The sequence below is a fragment of the Methyloceanibacter caenitepidi genome, from assembly GCF_000828475.1.
GTDB classification, from domain to species: Bacteria; Pseudomonadota; Alphaproteobacteria; order Rhizobiales; family Methyloligellaceae; genus Methyloceanibacter; species Methyloceanibacter caenitepidi.
In genome coordinates this window covers 1,472,325-1,492,540 of the sequence record NZ_AP014648.1, presented here as the reverse complement: position 1 = coordinate 1,492,540, position 20,216 = coordinate 1,472,325, and the positions used below count along the sequence as shown (strand labels likewise).

The window sequence follows — 20,216 nt, the reverse complement described above, 5'->3', positions numbered from 1 at the left end:
CCCCCGATGACCCAACGCCTAGTATAGTCCGGTCGCGTGCCGCGCGTCCGCCGCCGGCGTGATCAGGGAATTGGGGAAACGCTATGGTCCGGAGCATGAGCGAACTGCGGGAGCGGTGGCAAGACCCACTGCTTACGGCGCTGACCATCTTGCTTGCAGTGTTGATCTTCGTCCTCGCGCCCCTTCGCGCCGAGAGAATTCCCGGTATTCAAGAAATCGGGTTCGCGCTCGTGACCGTTCTCACCGGCGCGGTCCTTGTCCTGTCCGGAAAACGCGTCGCTCTCTGGACTCTGCTGGTCGCCCTCTTGCTCGCGGCCATCGCCTCCGTTCGCCGGCACTTCCATCCCTCTATGGTCGACGTGTATCTCGATGCGACGGCGTGGCTGCTGATCAGCCTGGCGCTCATGAGCGAGGTGGGACGCGTGGTTTTCGCACCCGGACGTGTGACCTATCACCGGGTGGTGGGCGCTATCCTGCTCTATCTTGTCATCGGTCTAGCGTTCAGCGCGATCTTCACGTTCATCGGCGCCGCGTCCGAGAATGCCTTCTCCGGCTATATCGTAAAGGACAGTGCGTCTCTGGCGGACACGATGATCTATTTCAGCTTCGGGGCGCTGACGGGAATCGGCTCAGGCGACATCACGGCACTGCATCCTGTGGCGCGAAGCCTCGTCCTGGTGGAAGCCATGGTCGGACAGCTCTACCCCGCGACGCTGTTGGCGCGGATTGTGACGCTTGAGATCGAGGACCGGCGCCGGCCCTAGCCAAGCTTTCAGCCGATCGGCCGGCCCGGTGCTCGCCTTGCTTTTACAGTCGGGCTCGCAGTGGAGACCAAGACCGGCTTCGAACGGTGCCGGCTCGCGGCTCGGCATTCGACCCTACCCGGACCTGCGGCGACCTGGAGCCTACGGCGCGGCGATCACTCAATATCCGGCGGCGCCGGCGAACTCCCCGAAAGGGGCAGCGATACCGTCAGCAGGCCAAGGTCGCCCTTCAGGCGATTTTCGACATCGAAGTCGTGCGTCCACATGAGCTGCGTGCTGACCGGAATCTCTCCGAGTTGGAAATTGTACGTCATCACAGGACCGATCGACGTCACGCGCCCCTTGAAGTCTCCCAGCCTGGCGCCCGCGCCGCTATCGCCGGTGACTTGCTGGTAGTGAAACCCTGCGACACCGACGGCGAATTTCGGAGAGAAATGCTGCAGGACCGCGAACTCGACATGGAACTCGGTTCCCGTCGTGTAATCGGTGTCGGGATTTTCCCAGTTGAAGGTAAAGCCAGGCGCCGCGGAGAGCTCCAATCCAATGTTCGGGTCGAGCCACGTCACTGCCGCCGTCGTATCGAGTCCCCAATGATTGAAGGATAGGTTCGAGCTGCTGCTGTTGCTCCATGGACCGATGGGCACATTGACGAGCGCGCTCACGTTCCAATGGAAGTTGCCCTCGTGCCAGCCGATGACCGCGTTCAGAACCGGATCGCCAAAATCGGTCGAACTGTCCGTTTCGCTGAAGGTCTGTCCCCGAGTGAAGGTCCGATTGATCGGCGGCCCCAGACTGAGAGTCGCGAGGGCGTCGAGATCGAGATCAACGTCCTTCGTACCAAAGGGAACAATCGCACCGAAGCCGACATTGCCGCCGAGCACCTTCTCGGGTGCGACCCACAAGACGGACGGCAGGTTGTAGTAGACCTTGCCAGTCACGTCGGCGGTCGCCTCAACCAAAAGCTCGCCCTTGAGATTGAGCTGCCGCGCCGCCGGGCTGATGTCCCGCAACGCGACGCCAACCGCGGACGTGGCGCTCGCAGTGCCCTCGTAATACATATTCACGTCGACGAAATAGGTGCCGGGCGGAGGCAGGAAGCCGGCCATGGATGCCTTTGTCCCAAGGGCATACCAGCCGCTCGCATTCTCAGCCGCCTGAGTATCAGCCGCCCCGAAGCCTGTGATCCCTACCGCCAAGGCAGCAAGTAGATTGCGGTGTATCGCCATCTATCCCCCCCTTTTGTAAGTCTCAACCTCCGGCCTTACAAATGCTCAGGCGTCAGAGTTTAGACGTCTTTGCCCCTCCCGTCTGCAGCCTGAATTGCTCCTCGACCCGAAGCGCACAAATCGTTGCCGCTTCAACATGCAACCGGTCGCTGTCGCGTCACGAGAGCCCCTCGAGGCTAATAGCGTCGGTCGTCCACACATCGGAAGGAGTGCGGTCCGACCGATTGATCCAGACTTCCGGTGGCGAGGCTGTTCCACCGCCAAAGAGCGTCGCGAACGCAACCTCGGCGGCGTCACGTCCGACACCGATGCGCACCAAACCGTCGAGCGCGGCCTGACGCGTCGGATCGAACAGCCACCAGCGGTCACCGAGATAGGCTTCGAAGACCGCATGAAAATCGGGCGGCGAGAGGCCGTATGCGTAGCACGTGACGTAGCGTGCGGGGATGCCGAGCGCGCGGCAGAAGGTGATCCCGAGATGCGCGAAATCGCGGCACACGCCCGCGCGGTTCATGATTGTCTCCGCCGCCGTGGTCTCCGCGTCGCTGCTCCCCGGCGTGTAGGCGATATGATCGTTGATCCAATTGCAAATTGCGCTGACTCTCTGGTGACCTTTGGGGAGCTGGCCGAACTCCGCCTGAGCGAAACCGGCAACCCGATCCGAGGGTACGAAGCGCGTCGGCAAGAGGTATGGCAGTAGTGAGAACGGAAGCTCGGCGACCGGCACTTCGGCCAGCGTCTGAGGATCCGCTCGGACGACATCGAGGGTAAGCTCCGCCTCGTAGTGAAGCGACAACGTCCCTGGGGAGGCCGGAACGCGCAGATAACGGTTCCTCCGAACCGGGCTCTCGTAGAACTCGACATTGGCGCCGGGATTGACCGTGACCGTGTCCTTTAGGTTGGCGTTCGCTGCCAAGCGCGCGACTTCGACATTGAAAACGAAAATCGTATCCGCGGTGACTTCATAGGTCAGGTTGCAGCCGAGTTTGACCGTCATCTTTATTGTGTTCCTTAGGTGTGATGGACGACGCTAACCGAGCTGCGCGACCTTTAGCCGGGCAATGGCAGCGAAGGCGCCTTCAGCGTAGGTCTCCAGATAGGTCTGGAACATCGCAGCGTTTTCGCTGTCCTTGATACTCTCCCAGTAGGCGAGTTCGACGGGATCCGCCTCAGGCAACTCCGGCTCGTCTTTCTTCTCGGAAAGCGCCCGTAGTCGCTCGGCGGCGAGTGCGGCGAATGCACCTTCCGGATACTTGTCGAGATACGCCTCGAACTCAGCAACGACATCGCTGTCCCGGATGCTTTCCCAAAACGCGAGCTCGTATTCCGGTGGCTCATGCGGTTCCACGTCGAGCGCTTCCTGACTCGGTTCGTCCTCTTCGGACATGACAGGTTCGCCATCCTCGAACACGATGCGGTAGGCGCGTACCGGCTGCTCGATGTTCTTGACGTACTGCTCACCCAGGTCCGCGAAGACGTAGCTCGTCAACTTGCGCACATATTCATGTACGCCACGCGACAGACAAACCCCGTCCGGTTCCGACAGCGACTCGAGGCGCGCGGCGACATTGACGCCATCGCCGAAGATGTCGGCGTCCTTGACCATGACGTCTCCTACGTTCACGCCGATACGGAAGGACAGGCCGCCATGTTCACCCTCCTTGGCGTTCACACGCATGATGTTGCGCTGGATCTTCACGGCGCAGTCGACGGCATTCACGGCGCTCGCAAACTCCGCGACCACACTGTCGCCGGCGGTGCCCGTGATGCGACCGGCATGAGCCTCTATAAGCTCATCGATCAGCTTCCGACGCTCCGTAAGAAGTTGCAGCGTTCGCTCCTCGTCATGCTCCATGTGAGACGAGAAACGCACCACGTCAGCGGCCAGTATGACGACGAGCTTTCGTTCGATGCGCGGCGATGTTGGTACCGGTTCCATTAGATCTTTCGAATCGTGTGACATCTGCACTCACCCTGCAGGACCTTGCACTGACAATTCCTATGCGGCTGCTCCGGTTCCGTGCGTCCCAAAATCGGAGGGAACATGACAGCACCTTTGATGTTCTCAAAGCATTCAACTGCATCGCAAGGAGGATCGAAGGAAATGAATTGGGATCAGATCGAAGGAAACTGGAAGCAATTGCGCGGCAAGGCGCAACAGAAATGGGGCAATTTGACCAACGACGACCTTGATGTCGTCGAAGGTCGCCGCGACGAGCTCGTGGGCAAGGTGCAAGAGCGCTATGGCGTGGCCAAAGAAGAGGCGGAACGCCAAGTCGACGATTGGATGAAAAGCATCTCGGGATAGCATCGCTCACGTCCCCCCTCCTATCCAAAGGGGCGGCCCCAACGGGCTGCCCCTTCTTTGTTGGTACGGCCGGTTGAGGTTTCATCGCGCGCCTGAAAGCCGTCGGGAAAGCGCGGCGCGGCACGAGCCCAGCCAATAGAGCGTCCCGACCCAGAGTTTTCGCCATGCATGCTTGCCTTTCGAGTCGTAGCGCCGCCGCAGAAGCTCTCTGGCGTAGGACCGCTTCCTCGCACTCAGATCGGCCTTGAAAAGAGCGCTGCGCAACTCGCGATCGGTGAGTTTTTCCATGCCTGCTGTCTCACTCGGCCACGCGCTACCGTCTGGTCACCAGGAAGCCCGACACGAAGGCGATCACTACCAACGGAAGGGCTCCGACGCGTTGCGTGGCGCTGGCAAGCCCCTTGTCCGCGAGCGCCAAAACCTCCGCAGGCGCCGCAACGGCAGATGCCGCGCGAGGTTTTGAGCGCACTGCCAACGGCAGTATCGCGAGAACGGCGACAGCCAACCCCAACAGACATCCCGCAATGATGCCTGCGGCCTCGATGGGGCGGAAGCCCATGGATTCGACAAGCGCATAGTAGGCGGCCACGAGACCGAAAGCGGCGGCGAACAGAAGGCAGACGATCGCAACCGAGATGACGATGGCCTTGTGAACAAGCGCGCTGACCGACTGCTCGATGCGCTGCTTGGCTTGGGAAATCAGCGTAAGAACCATCGTGCGCGGCTCTTATCGCCGCATGAAGGCGCCGAGCAGCAGCCCGAGCCCCACGGCAATCGCGAGGGCAGCCAGTGGGTTGCGCCGTACAGCCTCTTCGGCTTCGTGCACGCCTTCCGCAGCGCCCGCCCGAGCGTGGCTCAAGCTTTCGCTTGCGAGCTTGCTGACCTTCGCGCCCATGGCGCTCAACTCGGACTGCATCTTGCCGACTTCGTCGACAAGCTTGTCGAAATGCTCGCGCGCCATGGCAGTGGCGTCGTTTCGACTTTGGTCGCCTCTTCCTGTAGACATTGTATCTCCCCTGGTCATGAATGGCTTGGGAACACCAGCTTGCGCTCATTGTTCCCTGCTCGATGAGATGTGCGATCGATGGGCGCCCCGGGGGCGCACCCTTACGATGCGTCCGAGCGCGCCGGCGCGAAGTTCCAGGACCGTCGGCGGCAATTGAAACGACGGGGACCATGCCGGAAAATCTCGAACCATGAGTAACAGCCGCAACTCACTATTGACTGACATCGTTCTGCTCGCGGGGCTTTTTGCCCTCGCATTCCGACTAGACGGTTCCCGGCGGGACCGGGGCACGGACGCGTCGGGAGCAACATTGAACGACAGCGAGCTGCGGCCCTCCCAGGAACCCCACCGTGTTCATGAAAGCCGGAAGAGCGAGCCCGGCCGCGGACGCGCAGCCTCGTCCCCGACTGGCATCACCGGCACGGGCTGGATGGACGTGCTGTGGCGCATCTACAATCAACTCCAGAAGGACCGCCTGCTTGCCGTGGCCGCGGGCGTCGTCTTCTACATGCTGCTCGCGCTGTTCCCTGCCCTGACGGCGTTGGTTTCGTTATACGGGCTCGTATCCGATCCCGCCGAGATCAACGCGCAGCTTTCCGTTTTGGCAGGGGTTGTGCCCAACGACGTCGTCGCAATCATTCGCGACCAGGTCACGCGCGTGTCGGAAGCGCGGTCCGGGTCGCTGGGTTTAGGCTTCTTGATCGGACTCGCCTTCGCGCTTTGGAGCACCAACGGCGGCATGAAGGCGATCATCGATTCCTTGAACGTTGTCTACGACGAGCGCGAGAAGCGCAGCTTCGTGAAGCTGACGCTGGTCTCGTTCGCCTTCACGATCGGAAGTCTCGTCTTCGTGTTCTTGGCCTTGGCGGCGGTGGTCGTCACCCCGATCCTGTTGCCGTGGCTGGGGCTCGAAACCGTCAACGAGCGGATCATCTCGCTTCTTCGCTGGCCCGCGCTGCTGATCGTCGTGCTGCTGTGGCTGGCGCTGTTGTACCGCTACGGCCCCAGCCGAACTGCGGCGCAATGGCAGTGGCTCAGTATCGGGAGCGTGTTCGCGGCCTTATGCTGGCTCGCGGCGTCCAGCCTGTTCTCCTGGTATCTCTCCAATTTCGCGAACTACAACGCGACCTACGGCTCGCTTGGGGCGGTCATCGGGTTGATGATGTGGCTTTGGGTTTCAGTCATCATCGTCCTGTTCGGTGCGGAACTGAACGCCGAGCTCGAGCATCAGACGGCGGAAGACACGACCGTGCGCCCCGAGCAACCGCTCGGAGCGCGTGGCGCCGTCATGGCGGACACGGTCGGCAAAGCCTGGCACTAAGGACGTGCGGCAAGGGACGTCCCGTTAGGAAGCGTCAGATCCGTCCGAGCAACGCCAAAATCAGTACAATGACGAGAATGAGACCCACGATCCCCGACGGACCGTAACCCCATCCGCGGCTATAGCCCCAATTGGGGATCACGCCGATCAGGGCGAGGATCAGGATAATGACGAGAATTGTCCCAAGGCTCATGTCGTAGTTCTCCTAAATTGTTTGGGTGGGCGGGCGCCTAGTTGGAACCGTCCGAAGCGTGAAGGCTTCGTCCTAGAGAACGCCGAGGAACGACAGGATGAAGCCCACGACCACGATGACCCCGATGAGGTAGAAAATGTTGTGCATGTTGCCCTTCCGCCTTTCCTGATGCTTCGACGGGCAACACGAGACGGCCGGCTTTGTTCCTCAGGCCTGCATTGGGCGTCGGCTAGCATCCGTCGGGGCAATGAAGTCAAGCCGACCCGATGCGCAAAGCGGCGCCTTGTTCACGACCTGCGCCGGCGTTCAGGACACTTTCGCATCCCTTTTTCCGTGATCGGTCCAACCAATCAAATTCGCGGTGCAATTAGCATAGCTTAATTCGGATCCCGCACCGGCTTGCTATGACTCCGAGCGAAACCTCGGCGAACTTCTTTGTTCTTGCCGGGGGAACGAACATGGAGTGCGGGTGTTGCCCCCTCATGCAATGCGCACTCGCTCTTGGAAACCACTTTGCTCATGCGCATCGGCGCTTTGAGGGACCGCGCTCGTGCTGCAGTCCACCGATCGGCTTTGTCCGGTCGTGGAGCCACTCGTGGCGGTTAGGAAAAGCAACGATGCCGGAAAGCACACAAACTGAGACGGTTTCGCAGGTCGAGTCGGAAATTCCGATGTTACGGCGCTACGCGCGCTTTCTGGCGCGCGATGTCGAACTGGCAGACGACCTCGTGCAGGAATGTCTTGCCCGAGCGATCGCGCGGATCGACTCTTTCGAGCCGGGCACAAACCTTCAAGGCTGGCTGATCGTCATCCTTAGAAATGTGTTCTTCAACGAATGTCGCAGAGCCAAGCGGGAGCGCCTGTCGCTCAAGGAGCTGGGAACGGCCGCGCCACGGGAGCTTCCAGCGCAACAAGAGGACAGTTTGATGCTCTCGGAGCTCGAACGGGCGTTTATGTCCCTGAGCCCAGACCACCGCGAGATTTTGAGCCTCATCGTCATCGAAGGGATGACCTACGAGCAGACTGCCGAAGTTCTCGGCGTGACGATGGGAACGATCAAATCGCGACTATCGCGCGCCCGCGGCAGCTTGAGCGCGCTCATGGACTACGGCGTACCGCGCCCCTATGAACGAAGTAAGACCGTTGCTGACGCCCTCTGACGACAATATCCACGCTTTCCTGGACGGCAGGCTTTCGGCGCGCGAGGCCGCAGCGTTTGCCGCCCATGTCGCAGCGGATCCCGGCCTGAGACGCAAGGTGGCTGCGCTGTGGCTGACCAATCAAATGATACGCGGCCTCGGACAGAACATCTTGGATGAACCGGTCCCCGACAGGTTGACCGACACGCTGAGGTCCTGTGCAGCGGCGGCCGGCAGTTCCTCGAAGGCCTAGCAACGTCCCGCCTGCCGGACGTGCGCCGGCCACATGAAGGCGCAGCAGAGCCGCGGCGCTACAACAAACATGGAGCCGACATGCAAGAAGCTCCAAACGGGTGGCCTTTGGGGCCATATTTGTTTCAGTGACCTATCGCTCCCGGTCGACTAAACTCCCGCGCGCCGTTCGCTTTGAGACTCGGGCCATGACACTCACACCGCCGGGCCGCTCCCCCAATACAGAGCAGATCAAATGCAAGCACTGCCCTCTCCGGGGCAACGAAGCCTTTCGCGCGTTCACTGAAAAGGAGCTGGACTTCGTTCAGACCTTCAAGAGCGGAGAATTGGTCGCCGATGCCGGCACGACCATCTTCCTGGAGGGCAACAACAGCGCGCACCTGTACACGATACTGTCCGGGTGGGTGTTCCGCTACAAGCTGCTCGATGACGGGCGGCGCCAGATCTTGAACTTCGGACTTCCCGGCGACTTTTTCGGCCTTCAATCGTCTATGTTCGGCGAGATGGATCATTCCGTCGAGGCATTGACGGACGTCGTCCTGTGCGTGTTTCCGCGCGAGAAGGTCTGGCACCTCTACGAGCATTACCCCGATCTCGGATTCGACCTGACCTGGCTTGCGGCGCGCGAGCAGTTCATGCTCGACGAGAACCTGCTGACCGTGGGGCGGCGGACGGCGATCGAGCGGGTCGCCTCGGTTCTCCTGAACGTCTTCCTGCGCATTCAGCAGCTCGGCATGGCGCGCGGGCGCCGTGTCGATGTTCCGTTCACGCAGCAACAATTGGCCGATGCGCTCGGCCTCTCGCACGTGCACACCAACAAGACCATCAAGAAGCTCACGAGCGAGAACCTGATCGACTGGCACCCGCCGAAACTTCATATCAAGGATCTCGAGGGTCTCGCCCGGGTGGCGAATGCCGAGCTGGCATCGCTGCCGGTGCGCCCGTTCATCTAGTTCCTGGGGCCACGGCTTCCTCGCGACACGATCGGGCGTCGGCCTACGCCCTCTCCGTGCGTATGGCCGATGGGCCGGCCGCGCAAATGGCGGTGCAGACTGCGCAGATAGCTATTTGAGGGATGGCGCGGGAGGACTATTCTCAATTGCCGGCGATCAGCCACGGCTACCCAGGGGGAGTGACCAATGGAAACGCCTCATTCGAGTGGAGTCGAGTACGAAAAGGTTGGCAAAGGGTACTTCGAACATCGACAGTTGAAGCGTGGCGTAGCGGGGTGGATGCTGCTCGTCGGCCTCGGCGTCGCCTACGTCATCTCCGGGGACTTCGCGGGCTGGAACTTCGGCCTCGCGCAAGGCGGCTGGGGCGGGCTCTTCGTCGCAACATTGCTCATGGCGACGATGTACACCTGTATGTGCTTCTCCCTCGCCGAGCTCTCGACCATCGCTCCAACTGCCGGCGGCGGCTACGGATTTGCCCGGCGGGCCTTCGGCCCGTGGGGCGGCTTTCTCTGCGGCGTCGCCATCCTGATGGAATATGCCATCGCGCCGGCCGCGATCGCCGTGTTCATCGGCGCCTATTGCGGCTCACTATTCGGCATCGACGGCTGGCCGGTTTATCTCGCTTTCTACGCGGTCTTTCTCGGCATCCATGTCTATGGCGCGGGCGAAGCGCTGCGTCTCATCTTCATCATCACCGCGGTCGCCGTGGTGGCGCTGATCGCGTTCTGCGTCGCCATGGTTCCCTATTTCAGTGCCGACAAGCTGTTCGACATCGCCGCGACCGACGCGGCCGGGGCCAGCAGCTTCCTACCCTTCGGCTATCTCGGGATCTGGGCGGCGATCCCGTACGCGATGTGGTTCTTCCTGGCGATCGAGGGCGTGCCTCTCGCCGCGGAGGAGACGCAAGATCCGAAGCGGGATCTGCCGCGAGGATTGATCGGCGGCATGGCCGTGCTGCTTCTCTTCGCGGCGTTGATCCTGGTGCTTGGGCCCGGTGGCGCAGGCTCGGCGGCGTTGCAGGATTCCGGCAACCCGCTGGTCGCCGCGCTCGAGTCGCCCAACGTCTATAACGGGCCGACGCTGGTGAGCCGGTTCGTGAACTTTGTCGGCCTCGCCGGACTTGTGGCCAGCTTCTTCTCCATCATCTTCGGCTATTCGCGGCTGACCTTTGCCATGTCGCGCGCTGGCTATCTGCCGCGCTTCCTGTCGCTCACAAGCGAGCGGAAGACACCCTACGTGGCGTTGATTGTGCCCGGCATCATCGGCTTCCTTCTGTCGCTTACGGGACAAGGGGACCTGTTGATCCTGGTCGCCGTGTTCGGGGCGACCGTCTCCTATGTGATGATGATGGCCTCGCATATCGCACTTCGCATCAGGGAGCCGCATCTCAAGCGCGAGTACAAAACGCCGGGTGGTATACTCACCTCGGGCGTCGCCTTGGTGCTTGCCTGCGCCGCCGTGGTGGCCGGGTTCCTTGTCGACCCGCGGGTGCTCATAGGCGCGGCGGTCGTTTACGCCATTTTCGTGGCCTACTTCGCCATCTACAGCCGTCATCACCTGGTGGCGCATGCTCCGGGCGAGGAAGGGCTAGACTGAGTTGTCGTAAAGCGGTTGGGCGAAGGGGCTCGGTACCATGCGTTACTCTCACACTGTCGACGGCCATCGCTATACGTTCGACACGCTGAAGGACCTTTTGGCAAAGGCGAGCCCCGCCCGCTCCGGCGACTACTTGGCCGGGGTCGCCGCCGCCCACGACGAAGAGCGCGTGGCGGCACAGATGGTCCTGGCCGAAACGCCGCTCAGCACGTTTCTTTCCGATGCCGTCGTTCCCTACGAAAGCGATGAGGTCACCCGCCTCATCATCGACGATCACGATGCGCACGCCTTCGCGCCCGTTGCCCATCTCACGGTGGGCGGGTTTCGAGACTGGCTTTTGTCCGACACGGCGACCGAAGCGTCGCTAAGCGCACTCGCGCCGGGCCTCACACCGGAAATGGTTGCCGCTGTTTCGAAGATCTGTCGTGTGCAGGACCTCGTGCTGATCGCTCAGAAGTGCCGTGTGGTGACGAAGTTTCGCAATACGATCGGCTTGAAGCGGCGCCTGTCGACCCGCCTCCAACCCAACCATCCGACTGACGACCCGACCGGCATCGCGGCAAGTATCGTCGACGGCCTCATGTATGGCAGTGGCGATGCGGTGATCGGCATCAATCCGGCGACTGACAGCATTGCCGCCGTGACCACGCTGGTGGAGATGCTCGATGAGATTATCCGGCGGTACGACATCCCGACCCAGTCTTGCGTGCTGACGCACGTGACGACGAGCATCGAGGCCATCAACCGGGGCGCTCCCCTCGACCTCGTGTTCCAGTCGATTGCCGGCACGGAGGCCGCCAACAGCAGCTTCGGCGTGGACCTCGCCGTGCTTCGGGAAGGACGGGAGGCTGCGCTCGGCCTCCAGCGCGGCACCCTCGGCGACAACGTCATGTATTTCGAAACTGGGCAGGGAAGCGCCTTGTCGGCCAACGCGCATCACGGGGTCGACCAGCAGACACTCGAAGCGCGGGCCTACGCGGTTGCCCGTAAATTCGAGCCTTTGCTCGTGAACACCGTCGTCGGCTTCATCGGGCCCGAGTACCTCTTCGACGGACGCCAGATCGTGCGCGCGGGACTGGAAGACCATTTCTGCGGCAAGTTGCTCGGCGTGCCGATGGGTTGCGACATCTGCTACACCAACCATGCCGAAGCCGATCAGAACGACATGGACGTGCTGCTGACGCTGCTCGGCGCCGCCGGGGTCAGCTTCATCATGGGCATTCCGGGTTCCGACGACATCATGCTCAACTATCAAACGACGTCCTTCCATGACGCGCTCTATGTGCGAAAAGTGCTCGGTCTCAGCCCGGCGCCGGAATTCGAAAGTTGGCTGAAGGACACGGGAATCTTTGCGGCCGATGACGATATCCGTCTGTCTACGAGTCTGCCGAAGCCGTTCCAGCACGCCCTAGAACATTTGCAGTGAGGTCTCCCGTGTCTAACGACAAACGCCCCGTCGTTGCCAACGATCCTTGGAGCAAGCTGCGCCAATACACTCCGGCGCGCATCGCGCTCGGTCATTCGGGCACCAGCCTTCCGACCAAGCCGCATTTGGAGTTTCAACTAGCGCATGCGCGCGCGCGCGATGCGGTGCATCACGCGCTCGACATTCCGGCCTTGGAGGAAAGCCTTCGGACGCGCGGGCTTGCCGCGGTCCTGCTCAACAGCCGCGCCGACAGCAGGGCGACCTATCTGCAACGGCCCGATTTGGGGCGACGCCTCGACGAGGCCTCGGCCAGGGTGCTCGAGAACCTGCCTCGCCCCGAAGAGCCCTATGACGTAGTGTTCGTGATCGGCGATGGACTTTCCGCGCTCGCCATCGAAGAGAATGCCGCGAAGTTCCTCGACGCCATGCTGCCGTCGCTCCCCAAGGACGACTGGCATATCGCGCCGCTCTGTATCGTGAAGGAAGCGCGCGTGGCGATCGGTGACGAGGTTGCGGAACTTCTCGGCGCCAAGATGGTCGTTGTTCTGATCGGCGAGCGTCCCGGACTAAGCTCTCCCGACAGCATGGGTATCTATATGACGCTGAACCCGCGGACCGGTCTCACTGACGAATCGCGGAACTGCATCTCCAATGTCCGGCCTGCAGGGCTGAGTTACCCCCATGCGGCGCACAAGCTGAATTACCTTATGACCGAAGCGCGGCGCAGAGGATTGTCAGGGGTGATGCTCAAGGACGAGGCCGAGAACCTGGCCCAGGTCAGCACGGGCTCTCACGACAATTTTCTCATCGAAAGCTGAACGGCCGAGCGTGATCAGGAGAGAGAGCCTGTTGCATGGGCTTCCACCCCGATTGATCGTCACTTGGGTCGGGACAGCGCACAGCGCCGCGACCAGAGGGGACCTCTACCTCCCCCCCCTCAATGCCGACATGCTCAGCCGAAAGATAGATGTCGCTCACGCTCACTGCCCCTGGCCCGGCAACCATCAGCCGGCGAAAATGAGCCGGCAGTGACACGTCGCCTATCTTTCAAAGTGATGCGCCGATGACGTGTCGGCTTTGGATCAGAAGCAGACATCGCGGCCTCGTCTCCATATGAGGTGTTGACCCTATACAGCCGCGCCGTTGGCACCGCTAATTTTTCTATCAGCTTCTGGCAATCAAGCCAGCGCACCAAAGCTGAAAGAGAGATTACGATGACCAATACGACCAACATCATCCGCACCACGAAGCGCACTGCCGTTCTTTTCGCGACGGCCTTTGTGACCTGCGCCGTCGCCTTTGGCGCCATCGAAGTTGCCGATCCGGGTTTTGCCCAGGCGGCCGGCACATCCAAGAAGGCCCAGGAAGCCACCAAGCGCATGGGCAAGTCGTTCGACTACCTCATTGAGGCCGGCAAGAAGGCCCAAGCCAAGCGCGGTGTCGGCGGGTCCGTCGGCAAGGCCATGACCAATGTCGGCAAGGGCGGCTCCAAGGTGACCAAGGGTCTCGAAAAAGGCATCAAGAACGTCAAAGGCGGCGTCGACAAAACGCTGGCGAAGTCCAAGACGGGCCGCGCGGTCCAGAAGGGTATGAAGAAGGCGGCCGACGCGCAGAACAAGGCCATCGACAAGGCCTTCAAGATTTGCAACGGCAAGGTCTGCGACGCCGGCAAGAACGTCGCGAAGTTCATCGCGCCGTTCTAATCGGCACGACTCCTATGAGACCAAGATTCGAACGGGACGCAGGCTAAGACCCTGCGCCCCGTTCACGCATCTGCGGTTCGGAGAAGAGCGAATGCCGCCAGGCGAGAGCCGCGATATCGCGCAGCCCCTCCCTCAGCGCATAGCTCGACAGTTCGGAAACAATTCCGCTTCGGGTCAGAAGCGGGTCTTGAGGCAGGGTAATTGGCACGGCCGCGATGTGCCAAAAGCCGAACTCGGTCAGCAGAGCGCCGGCTCCGCAGTCTCGGAGTCTGTCGTAGAAAAAACGTAGCGTGAAGCGAGCCGGGAAAGTGGGTATGTGTCGGCTGGCTTGCCCAAGTCGGTGCCGGGCATCCCTGCCTCTGCTACCGACTGGAACTCTAGCCTGTTCTCCGCCCATGGAAGACAGGAACGCGGTGGTGTACCCAGATATTCGTTGTCACTGCGCCCCGTATTGCAGGCAAAGCATCAGTGCATCCCTGCCGATAGCGGCTTCGCAGACCGCCTGCAGTTGGATCCAGGCTTCGAGATACGAGATCGCCAGATAGACGCAAAACAGACCAAGACCGACGGCTATCAAAAACCACGTTGAACCACGACCGGCAGCCTGGTCCTGCAGGTCGATCTGTACGACGTCAGCCGAGCTTTCAGTCGAAAGTCTTCGCAGTCGTCCCAAGTGCACCTCCCCTGCACGCACCGGCTGCCAAAGCACCGGTGCGCCTTTCCGAGCCCCTGACCCGAATCACCGCATGATATTCATTTTTGGAAGACTGCGTAGCAGTCGAAGATGTCTGAGACTCGGCGCTACTCCTCGTCGCCCTTGTTCTTTGGCTGCTATCGCTCCGGAGGGGAACGTTACGTCTCCCTGTTCGGATAGAATCGGGACGTTCCACGGTCCGGCGTCCGCTTCGGGCCAAATCCGGACACCGCGGCGCGTACGACGTGCCCCCGTTTTGCTCACACGACGGGACGCACGTCGCGGCTGCTCTGAACGGTGCCGGCTGTGTTATTCAGCCTGATTAAGAAATGCCGGATAAAAGCAGTGGTGCCCAGGGGCGGATTCGAACCACCGACACGCGGATTTTCAGTCCGCTGCTCTACCAACTGAGCTACCTGGGCGTGCCTTGTGTCAGGCTGGACGCGATGGGTCGCCTGGCGAAAGTTGCGCAAGGCCCTATCCCGTAAGGCCCTGGCTTATAGGCAATCGGCCGGGCTCTGTCGAGACCGGACTTGGCGGGTTTTTTCACGCCACGTGGGCCGGCGATCGCGCCGGGTCACTCCTTATCCCAACCGGCCGGCGGCTCGGGATAGGCCTCCTCGGCTGGGTCTCCGGGAACGGCGTAGGCGCCTTTGAGCCAGCGCCCGAGATCGAGATCCGCGCAGCGCTTCGAGCAGAAGGGACGATGGGCCTTGACCGCCGGCTTGCGGCAGATCGGGCAGCGGGCGACCGACTTGGGTGCCGCTTTGCGGTCCCCTCCGGCGCTCACGCGGCGTCGACCTCGGCCTTGGCCAGCCACAGCAGCGCCACCGGATAACCCTCGCCTGCCAGCATGCTGACTGTCTCAGTGAGCGGCAGGCCCACCACATTCGTGTAGGAGCCCACCAGCTTGATGACGAAGGCCCCGGCAATGCCCTGAATGGCGTAGCCGCCCGCCTTGCCGCGCCATTCGCCGCTGGCGAGATAGGCGCCGATTTCCTGGTCGGTGATGTTGCGGAAACGCACGCGCGTCTCCACCACGCGTTCGCGCCAGCGTCCTTCCGGTGTCACCATGGTCACCGCCGTGTAGACGCGATGGGCGCGGCCGCGCAGGAGCCGCAGCATATCGGCCGCCTCGTTCTCGAGCTCGGCCTTGCCGAGCACGCGCCGGCCGACGGCGACAACCGTATCGGCGGCGATCAGGAAACATTTGGCGAGTTCCGGCTCGTTTTTGACAAGCTTCAACGCAGCCTCGGCCTTGGCCTTGGCCAGCCGGCGCACGATCTGACGCGGCACCTCGCCCTTCGAGACGCTCTCGTCGACCGAGGACGGACGCAGCGCGTCCGGCGTAAGACCTGCCTGTTCGAGCAGCTGCAGCCGGCGCGGCGACGCGGAGGCGAGCACGAGCTTGGGCCGGAAGCTGGAGCCTGGCTTGGGCGCGCGGCGGCGCGTCGGCCGCTTTGGTGCCTTGACCTTGCCCGGCACAGCAGCAGCCACGGGCTCCGCCTCGGCAGGCGCCGGCGTGCTCCGCTTCAGCCCGAGCTTGCTACTTAAACCGGTAAGTGATCCGACCTTTAGTGAGATCATAAGGGGTCATCTCGACCAAAACTTTGTCACCAGCAAGCACCCTAATCCGGTTCTTGCGCATACGTCCCGCCGTGTGGGCGATAATCTCGTGTTCGTTCTCGAGTTTCACCCTGAAAGTGGCGTTCGGGAGGAGTTCGGTGACCACCCCCGGAAATTCGAGCATTTCTTCCTTCGCCATAAGGCTCCTTCCGCATCCTTGGATTGCCGCGGAGAATGGTCGCGTGGGACGCTAAAATCAAGTTGGATTCCGGGATTTGTCTGGCACAGGCAGAACGGTTCACCGGCCACCATCGGCGCGTGCGGTCAACGCGATGTCGTATACAATCGCCAATCTTGTGGTGGCACGGGCTTCCCCCAAGGCTTGACGCCCGTGCTGCCAATAGCGACGGCTTAGCGAGTGGAGCACACCATGCTTTTTGTTTGCTACGTGACAATCGACCCCGACGCGCGCGATGAGAGTTTGGCGCGCTTCATGGAGAACGGCGTGGTCGAACCCTCAGGCGTGAAGCTGCTCGGCGCGTGGATTTCGCTCACGCAGCAGGAAACCTGGAGCATCTTCGAATCCGATAGCGCCGAAGCGATCATGGCCCTGTTCGAACCCTGGACGGATCTCAACGTGCATCAGATCGCCCCGGTCATGGATTTCGATAGCCTGAAGAAATTCTTGGAATCGAAGGGCTAACGGGTCCGGCGGCGGTTCACCGCGCACGGCACGATCCGAGACGAAGGCCAAGACGCAGGTATTGCAGCGGCCGCCCTGTCCGGCGGCCGCTAATCTTTGGCGTATCTACCTACCAAGCGACGCGCACGCCGGCTTTGCCGCCGAGGCCTTGCACGTCCTCGCCGAAGGTGTAGTCCACCTTGGCGAACACGGCGGTGGTCTGGGAGAAGTTGAAGAGGTTCACACCGGCCGACAGCTCGCCCCAGACATCGTCGAGGTCGTCCTGGAACTGGAAGGTGGTGCCGGAGGAGACGAGCCTGGCCGAGTTGTCCTCCGAGAGGTTGCCCCAGAGGCTCGCGATCAGGAACGGCTCCATCATGGTGCCTTCCCAGGCCTGCGTGGTGGTGCCGACGCGGCCGCCGATCCGGCCACGGACATTGGCGTCGTCCGAGAAGCTGACTTTATTGCCGCCCACGTTGAAGCCGTCGATATCGGCCCAGGCGATCTCGATCGTGGCCAAAGGCTCGAAGAAGGCCCCGCCGGTGAAGGAGCCGAAGCGGTAGCCGGCGTCCGTCCTCAAGCCCACCGTGGTGGCGTTGAGGCTGTCCGGGAAGCCGAAGTTCGGCGTATCGATCTCGTACAGATGCACGTTCAGGAGTGTGTCGACGAACAGACCGCCCTTGAGATAGGTCGCATACGCCCCGACCTGGCCGCCGGAGAAGTCGAAATTGTCGCCGAGGCTGTCGTAGTCGAGCCCGGCGCCCACAAAGCCGCCCAGCACGCCGAAGATCAGCACGTCGCCTTGAGAGAGGACATCGTACTGGCCCATGTCCACGCCCATCTGCAGGTCGATGGTGGAGAGCTCGGTGTCGAGATCGTAAGTGTACGTGTTGCCGTAGGCCCGCGTGGTGGCGTTGCCCTGCCGGTCCAGCCGCGAGCCGCCGCCCTTGATCCACACGCCGGGGGTGAGGCCGTTGCCGCCCGTCTCTCCAAGCGACTTCGTCCCGGCGTCATAGGCGGGCGACCCACCGCCATTGAGCACCACGCGCAAGTCGGCGGTGCGGTCGAACCAGGTGCTTGAAGTCTCATGCCAGATGTCCTGGGCCGCGGTCAGCAGCTTCGGCAGGGCCTGGGCGGAAGCGCCGGGGAAGCTGCGCAATTCCCAGAAGCCACTGCCTGTGGGCACAAAGAACAGGTCGTAGTCGAAGAACCCGGTGTCGATCGGCCCATCGGCGAGCACGAAGTTGCCCGCGCTCGGCGTCTTGCCGTCAACGAAAACGACTGGGATGCCTTGGCTGTTGAACACGCCGGGCTGGGTGCTGGTGTTGTTCACCATCACCTTGGTCTGGCCACTGACATTGCCGTCCACGATGAAGTTGTCAGCTGTCGAGCCAGGACCGCGCAGTTCAGCATCCACGGCGAGATACCCGCCGCCTTCGAACTTCAGGTCCGCGCCGCCCGGCGTGTTGGCAATGGTGAACGTGTCGCCCACGCCGCCGTCAACCAGCGAGATCGTGCCGCCGCTGTTCTTGAAGGTCTCGAGGCCCTCGAAGCCGCTCATCTCACGGGCGTTCGGATTCGTCGCCGCCAGCACGGTCGCGCCCGTCTGGTTCACGAACAGATCGTTGCCGCCGTTGAAGAACGATGTCTTCTTCGTCTCGAACACACCGCCCGCCTGGTTGAAGAAACGGTCGTTCTGTTCCGTCAGGTTCACGAAGCCCGTGATGTGACCGGCGTTGAAGATGTCGGCCCTGCCTGTGCTGTTCGGGTTGAAGCCAATAGCGAGATGCGACGAAGCCCCGATGTCGCCCGTGTTGTTGATCGTCGTCAGTCCACCTTGGCTGTAGACGCTGATACCCGCCACGTAGCCCATGGGCGCGCCGGACGGTCCTTTCGCAAAGACCGACCCCGAATTGTCGATCGTCAGAGGCCTGTTCGCCCCGAACTGCGAAGCAGCAATGCCGAACGAAATGGTTTTGCCGGAGGCGTAGATGTCGCCGCTGTTCGTCACATGCGTGGGGGCATTGTCGCCAAAACTCAAGATGAAGATGCCGTCGGCCCGACCTTGGCTCGAAATCGCCTTGATATCCGCGCTGTTGTTGACGCTGATGTCCGAAAGGCTGGCCGCGCTAATACCACGGGCCGTGTCCGAGGCCGTCGCCCAGATTTTCGCCCTGTTAGTGATGTCAACAGGGCTGTTCTGCCCAATCGTCGCTACATTGATGCCATTGGCATCAACGCCGTTCACCCTGAGCTCTCCGTGATTGACGACCGTGATGCCGCTGCGCGCGCCGTTGCTCGAGGCATCGATAGCTTCAGCTTCCGCTCCCGTTGATCTAGTATTAATGGCACCGCTGTTGTTGATCGTGATGGGGCTGTCATTGTTGTTGTTGTCAGCCTCGGCGTCGATGCCGTCCGCATCCTCGCGCGACTTGACCGTGATGTCGCCGCTATTGGTGACCGATATGGCGCTGTTGGAGCCATTGGTCCGTGCTTCGATACCAAGACCGAAGCCCTGCGTCGCGTTTACGACAATCGCAGCGCTATTGTTCACGACGTTGTTGCTGGAAATGAAGCTACTGGAGAAGATGCCCCAAGCATCGAAGCCGCCCGTGGCGGTCGTTCGTATCTCGCCGGTGTTGTTGATGGTGATGGGGCTGCTGACGTAGTTGGTCCTAGCGCGAATGCCATAAGCGTTGCCAGAAGCGGTCGTGACATCCAGCACAGCCGAATTTGTGATGTCTATCGGGCTAAAAGACCCTGTTGTGACCGCTTCAATCGCCACGTGTTCGGACGCACTGCTGACAGTAATGTCGCCTGAATTTGTGATGGTGATCGAACTGTTGTTGCCTGTCGTGCTCGCGCCGATGCCGATATATCCAGCGATCAATTCACCGCTGTTGTTGACGTAGATATCGTGCGCGTTGCCGCCCGTCAGAAGTTCGATTGCAGTGCCTGCACTGATCCGCGTTTCAGTATTTACGCAGGTTATACTGTCCGCGGCTCCGACCGCGATCGGTCCAGGAGAAGGCGGCGCCGATGCCAGACAGTCGACCACCGCGTGGGCCGGGGCCGGCGCGCCCAGCGTTCCAACCAAAAATGTCGACGCGAGCGCCGTGCCGAGCAGGAGCGCCCTGGGGCATGCCGTCGTGAACCGATAGGTAAGCTGCTGCTTCGATGGAGCGGCCTCTGCCGGCGCGGCGCCCCTTGCTGTCAGATGCAGATCGCGAGCCGCAAACGCCCGCGCCCGACGCCTAGCGTGCCGGTTCATTCAGCCCCCCAATCACCCTCTATGCGACCGAAAACCCTATGCGGTCGCGGGACCCCGTTTCGTCAAGAAACCCAAGTTTTCCGTACGATTTTGAAAGTAGCGGGTGCGGCACGCCG

The 20,216-nt window shown here is 61.7% G+C and carries 24 protein-coding genes and 1 tRNA gene; 11 read left to right on the top strand and 14 right to left on the bottom strand.

Going from position 1 to position 20,216, the window contains the following annotated elements; genetic code table 11:
* Positions 1–95: 95 nt before the first annotated feature.
* Positions 96–764, top strand: a complete 669-nt coding sequence (locus tag GL4_RS06840) for an ion channel (RefSeq protein WP_244462696.1) — start codon at positions 96–98, stop codon at positions 762–764.
* A gap of 155 nt (positions 765–919) precedes the next feature.
* Here the strand turns inward: GL4_RS06840 and GL4_RS06835 are convergent, their stop codons facing one another.
* The 3 genes from GL4_RS06835 to GL4_RS06825 form a co-directional block, all read right to left on the bottom strand.
* A complete protein-coding gene (locus GL4_RS06835; protein ID WP_082025538.1) occupies positions 920–1,990 on the bottom strand; it encodes a SphA family protein in 1,071 nt (356 codons plus the stop codon).
* A gap of 157 nt (positions 1,991–2,147) precedes the next feature.
* On the bottom strand, positions 2,148–2,987 hold the full coding sequence (locus GL4_RS06830) for a transglutaminase-like domain-containing protein (RefSeq protein ID WP_045365970.1): 840 nt from the start codon (positions 2,985–2,987) through the stop codon (positions 2,148–2,150).
* Between the two features lie 33 nt (positions 2,988–3,020).
* Entirely contained in the window at positions 3,021–3,929 is a 909-nt protein-coding gene (locus tag GL4_RS06825; RefSeq protein WP_052464203.1) for an adenylate/guanylate cyclase domain-containing protein, read from the bottom strand.
* A gap of 165 nt (positions 3,930–4,094) precedes the next feature.
* Between GL4_RS06825 and GL4_RS06820 the strand changes: the two genes are divergently transcribed.
* Complete coding sequence (locus GL4_RS06820; RefSeq protein WP_045365964.1) at positions 4,095–4,298, top strand: CsbD family protein; 204 nt, start codon at positions 4,095–4,097, stop codon at positions 4,296–4,298.
* Between the two features lie 81 nt (positions 4,299–4,379).
* Here the strand turns inward: GL4_RS06820 and GL4_RS17455 are convergent, their stop codons facing one another.
* Genes GL4_RS17455 through GL4_RS06810 form a run of 3 tightly spaced genes read right to left on the bottom strand, consistent with a single transcriptional unit; the run spans position 4,380 to position 5,304 of the window.
* Positions 4,380–4,586, bottom strand: a complete 207-nt coding sequence (locus GL4_RS17455; RefSeq protein ID WP_156137426.1) for a hypothetical protein — start codon at positions 4,584–4,586, stop codon at positions 4,380–4,382.
* A gap of 25 nt (positions 4,587–4,611) precedes the next feature.
* Complete coding sequence (locus GL4_RS06815; protein WP_045365961.1) at positions 4,612–5,013, bottom strand: hypothetical protein; 402 nt, start codon at positions 5,011–5,013, stop codon at positions 4,612–4,614.
* A 12-nt stretch (positions 5,014–5,025) separates the two neighbouring features.
* Complete coding sequence (locus tag GL4_RS06810; protein ID WP_156137425.1) at positions 5,026–5,304, bottom strand: DUF883 C-terminal domain-containing protein; 279 nt, start codon at positions 5,302–5,304, stop codon at positions 5,026–5,028.
* A gap of 190 nt (positions 5,305–5,494) precedes the next feature.
* Between GL4_RS06810 and GL4_RS06805 the strand changes: the two genes are divergently transcribed.
* Positions 5,495–6,625: a YihY/virulence factor BrkB family protein gene (locus tag GL4_RS06805; RefSeq protein ID WP_045365955.1), complete on the top strand. Its 1,131-nt coding sequence runs from the start codon at positions 5,495–5,497 to the stop codon at positions 6,623–6,625.
* 34 nt (positions 6,626–6,659) lie between these two features.
* On the opposite strand, the gene GL4_RS17160 is transcribed toward GL4_RS06805, so the two are convergent.
* Positions 6,660–6,818: a DUF3309 family protein gene (locus tag GL4_RS17160; RefSeq protein ID WP_045365952.1), complete on the bottom strand. Its 159-nt coding sequence runs from the start codon at positions 6,816–6,818 to the stop codon at positions 6,660–6,662.
* A gap of 617 nt (positions 6,819–7,435) precedes the next feature.
* Between GL4_RS17160 and GL4_RS06795 the strand changes: the two genes are divergently transcribed.
* The 7 genes from GL4_RS06795 to GL4_RS06765 all read left to right on the top strand — a co-directional run bounded on the left by GL4_RS06795 (position 7,436) and on the right by GL4_RS06765 (position 13,887).
* A complete protein-coding gene (locus GL4_RS06795; RefSeq protein ID WP_045365949.1) occupies positions 7,436–7,978 on the top strand; it encodes a sigma-70 family RNA polymerase sigma factor in 543 nt (180 codons plus the stop codon).
* A complete protein-coding gene (locus tag GL4_RS06790) occupies positions 7,962–8,210 on the top strand; it encodes a zf-HC2 domain-containing protein (RefSeq protein WP_045365946.1) in 249 nt (82 codons plus the stop codon). The genes GL4_RS06795 and GL4_RS06790 overlap by 17 nt, the downstream gene beginning before the upstream one ends.
* Positions 8,211–8,397: 187 nt before the next feature.
* Positions 8,398–9,162, top strand: coding sequence for a Crp/Fnr family transcriptional regulator (locus GL4_RS06785; protein ID WP_045365942.1), 765 nt, complete (start codon positions 8,398–8,400; stop codon positions 9,160–9,162).
* 186 nt (positions 9,163–9,348) lie between these two features.
* Entirely contained in the window at positions 9,349–10,758 is a 1,410-nt protein-coding gene (gene eat, locus GL4_RS06780) for an ethanolamine permease (RefSeq protein ID WP_045365939.1), read from the top strand.
* A gap of 37 nt (positions 10,759–10,795) precedes the next feature.
* Entirely contained in the window at positions 10,796–12,184 is a 1,389-nt protein-coding gene (locus tag GL4_RS06775) for an ethanolamine ammonia-lyase subunit EutB (protein ID WP_045365936.1), read from the top strand.
* Between the two features lie 8 nt (positions 12,185–12,192).
* The gene (gene eutC / locus GL4_RS06770; RefSeq protein WP_045365932.1) at positions 12,193–13,002 is read left to right on the top strand and encodes an ethanolamine ammonia-lyase subunit EutC; all 810 of its coding nucleotides are present in this window, start codon (positions 12,193–12,195) and stop codon (positions 13,000–13,002) included.
* 396 nt (positions 13,003–13,398) lie between these two features.
* The gene (locus GL4_RS06765) at positions 13,399–13,887 is read left to right on the top strand and encodes a hypothetical protein (protein ID WP_045365929.1); all 489 of its coding nucleotides are present in this window, start codon (positions 13,399–13,401) and stop codon (positions 13,885–13,887) included.
* 43 nt (positions 13,888–13,930) lie between these two features.
* Here GL4_RS06765 and GL4_RS17890 read toward each other — a convergent pair whose 3' ends face one another.
* The 6 genes from GL4_RS17890 to infA form a co-directional block, all read right to left on the bottom strand.
* Positions 13,931–14,095: a hypothetical protein gene (locus GL4_RS17890; RefSeq protein ID WP_208430905.1), complete on the bottom strand. Its 165-nt coding sequence runs from the start codon at positions 14,093–14,095 to the stop codon at positions 13,931–13,933.
* Positions 14,096–14,323: 228 nt separating this feature from the next.
* Positions 14,324–14,560: a hypothetical protein gene (locus tag GL4_RS06760; protein ID WP_156137422.1), complete on the bottom strand. Its 237-nt coding sequence runs from the start codon at positions 14,558–14,560 to the stop codon at positions 14,324–14,326.
* Positions 14,561–14,927: 367 nt separating this feature from the next.
* Positions 14,928–15,003 (bottom strand) — tRNA-Phe (locus tag GL4_RS06755).
* 155 nt (positions 15,004–15,158) lie between these two features.
* Positions 15,159–15,371, bottom strand: coding sequence for a DNA gyrase inhibitor YacG (locus GL4_RS06750; RefSeq protein ID WP_045365923.1), 213 nt, complete (start codon positions 15,369–15,371; stop codon positions 15,159–15,161).
* A complete protein-coding gene (locus GL4_RS06745) occupies positions 15,368–16,168 on the bottom strand; it encodes a Maf family nucleotide pyrophosphatase (RefSeq protein ID WP_082025537.1) in 801 nt (266 codons plus the stop codon). The genes GL4_RS06750 and GL4_RS06745 overlap by 4 nt, the downstream gene beginning before the upstream one ends.
* Complete coding sequence (gene infA / locus GL4_RS06740) at positions 16,128–16,346, bottom strand: translation initiation factor IF-1 (protein ID WP_045365920.1); 219 nt, start codon at positions 16,344–16,346, stop codon at positions 16,128–16,130. The genes GL4_RS06745 and infA overlap by 41 nt, the downstream gene beginning before the upstream one ends.
* A 231-nt stretch (positions 16,347–16,577) precedes the next feature.
* Here infA and GL4_RS06735 point away from each other — a divergent pair, with 231 nt between their 5' ends.
* Positions 16,578–16,850 carry a DUF3303 domain-containing protein gene (locus tag GL4_RS06735; RefSeq protein ID WP_045369668.1) on the top strand — a complete coding sequence of 91 codons (273 nt, stop codon included), beginning with the start codon at positions 16,578–16,580 and terminating at the stop codon, positions 16,848–16,850.
* 109 nt (positions 16,851–16,959) lie between these two features.
* On the opposite strand, the gene GL4_RS06730 is transcribed toward GL4_RS06735, so the two are convergent.
* Entirely contained in the window at positions 16,960–20,100 is a 3,141-nt protein-coding gene (locus GL4_RS06730; protein ID WP_045365917.1) for an autotransporter domain-containing protein, read from the bottom strand.
* Positions 20,101–20,216 lie beyond the last annotated feature (116 nt).

What these genes read in the sequence shown, in the direction of transcription:
- GL4_RS06840 (WP_244462696.1), top strand. Translation starts at nt 96, where the DNA reads ATGAGCGAACTGCGGGAGCGGTGGCAAGACCCACTGCTTACGGCGCTG.
- GL4_RS06835 (WP_082025538.1), bottom strand. Translation starts at nt 1,990, where the DNA reads ATGGCGATACACCGCAATCTACTTGCTGCCTTGGCGGTAGGGATCACA.
- GL4_RS06830 (WP_045365970.1), bottom strand. Translation starts at nt 2,987, where the DNA reads ATGACGGTCAAACTCGGCTGCAACCTGACCTATGAAGTCACCGCGGAT.
- GL4_RS06825 (WP_052464203.1), bottom strand. Translation starts at nt 3,929, where the DNA reads ATGGAACCGGTACCAACATCGCCGCGCATCGAACGAAAGCTCGTCGTC.
- GL4_RS06820 (WP_045365964.1), top strand. Translation starts at nt 4,095, where the DNA reads ATGAATTGGGATCAGATCGAAGGAAACTGGAAGCAATTGCGCGGCAAG.
- GL4_RS17455 (WP_156137426.1), bottom strand. Translation starts at nt 4,586, where the DNA reads ATGGAAAAACTCACCGATCGCGAGTTGCGCAGCGCTCTTTTCAAGGCC.
- GL4_RS06815 (WP_045365961.1), bottom strand. Translation starts at nt 5,013, where the DNA reads ATGGTTCTTACGCTGATTTCCCAAGCCAAGCAGCGCATCGAGCAGTCG.
- GL4_RS06810 (WP_156137425.1), bottom strand. Translation starts at nt 5,304, where the DNA reads ATGTCTACAGGAAGAGGCGACCAAAGTCGAAACGACGCCACTGCCATG.
- GL4_RS06805 (WP_045365955.1), top strand. Translation starts at nt 5,495, where the DNA reads ATGAGTAACAGCCGCAACTCACTATTGACTGACATCGTTCTGCTCGCG.
- GL4_RS17160 (WP_045365952.1), bottom strand. Translation starts at nt 6,818, where the DNA reads ATGAGCCTTGGGACAATTCTCGTCATTATCCTGATCCTCGCCCTGATC.
- GL4_RS06795 (WP_045365949.1), top strand. Translation starts at nt 7,436, where the DNA reads ATGCCGGAAAGCACACAAACTGAGACGGTTTCGCAGGTCGAGTCGGAA.
- GL4_RS06785 (WP_045365942.1), top strand. Translation starts at nt 8,398, where the DNA reads ATGACACTCACACCGCCGGGCCGCTCCCCCAATACAGAGCAGATCAAA.
- eat (WP_045365939.1), top strand. Translation starts at nt 9,349, where the DNA reads ATGGAAACGCCTCATTCGAGTGGAGTCGAGTACGAAAAGGTTGGCAAA.
- GL4_RS06775 (WP_045365936.1), top strand. Translation starts at nt 10,796, where the DNA reads ATGCGTTACTCTCACACTGTCGACGGCCATCGCTATACGTTCGACACG.
- GL4_RS06765 (WP_045365929.1), top strand. Translation starts at nt 13,399, where the DNA reads ATGACCAATACGACCAACATCATCCGCACCACGAAGCGCACTGCCGTT.
- GL4_RS06745 (WP_082025537.1), bottom strand. Translation starts at nt 16,168, where the DNA reads ATGATCTCACTAAAGGTCGGATCACTTACCGGTTTAAGTAGCAAGCTC.
- infA (WP_045365920.1), bottom strand. Translation starts at nt 16,346, where the DNA reads ATGGCGAAGGAAGAAATGCTCGAATTTCCGGGGGTGGTCACCGAACTC.
- GL4_RS06735 (WP_045369668.1), top strand. Translation starts at nt 16,578, where the DNA reads ATGCTTTTTGTTTGCTACGTGACAATCGACCCCGACGCGCGCGATGAG.
- GL4_RS06730 (WP_045365917.1), bottom strand. Translation starts at nt 20,100, where the DNA reads ATGAACCGGCACGCTAGGCGTCGGGCGCGGGCGTTTGCGGCTCGCGAT.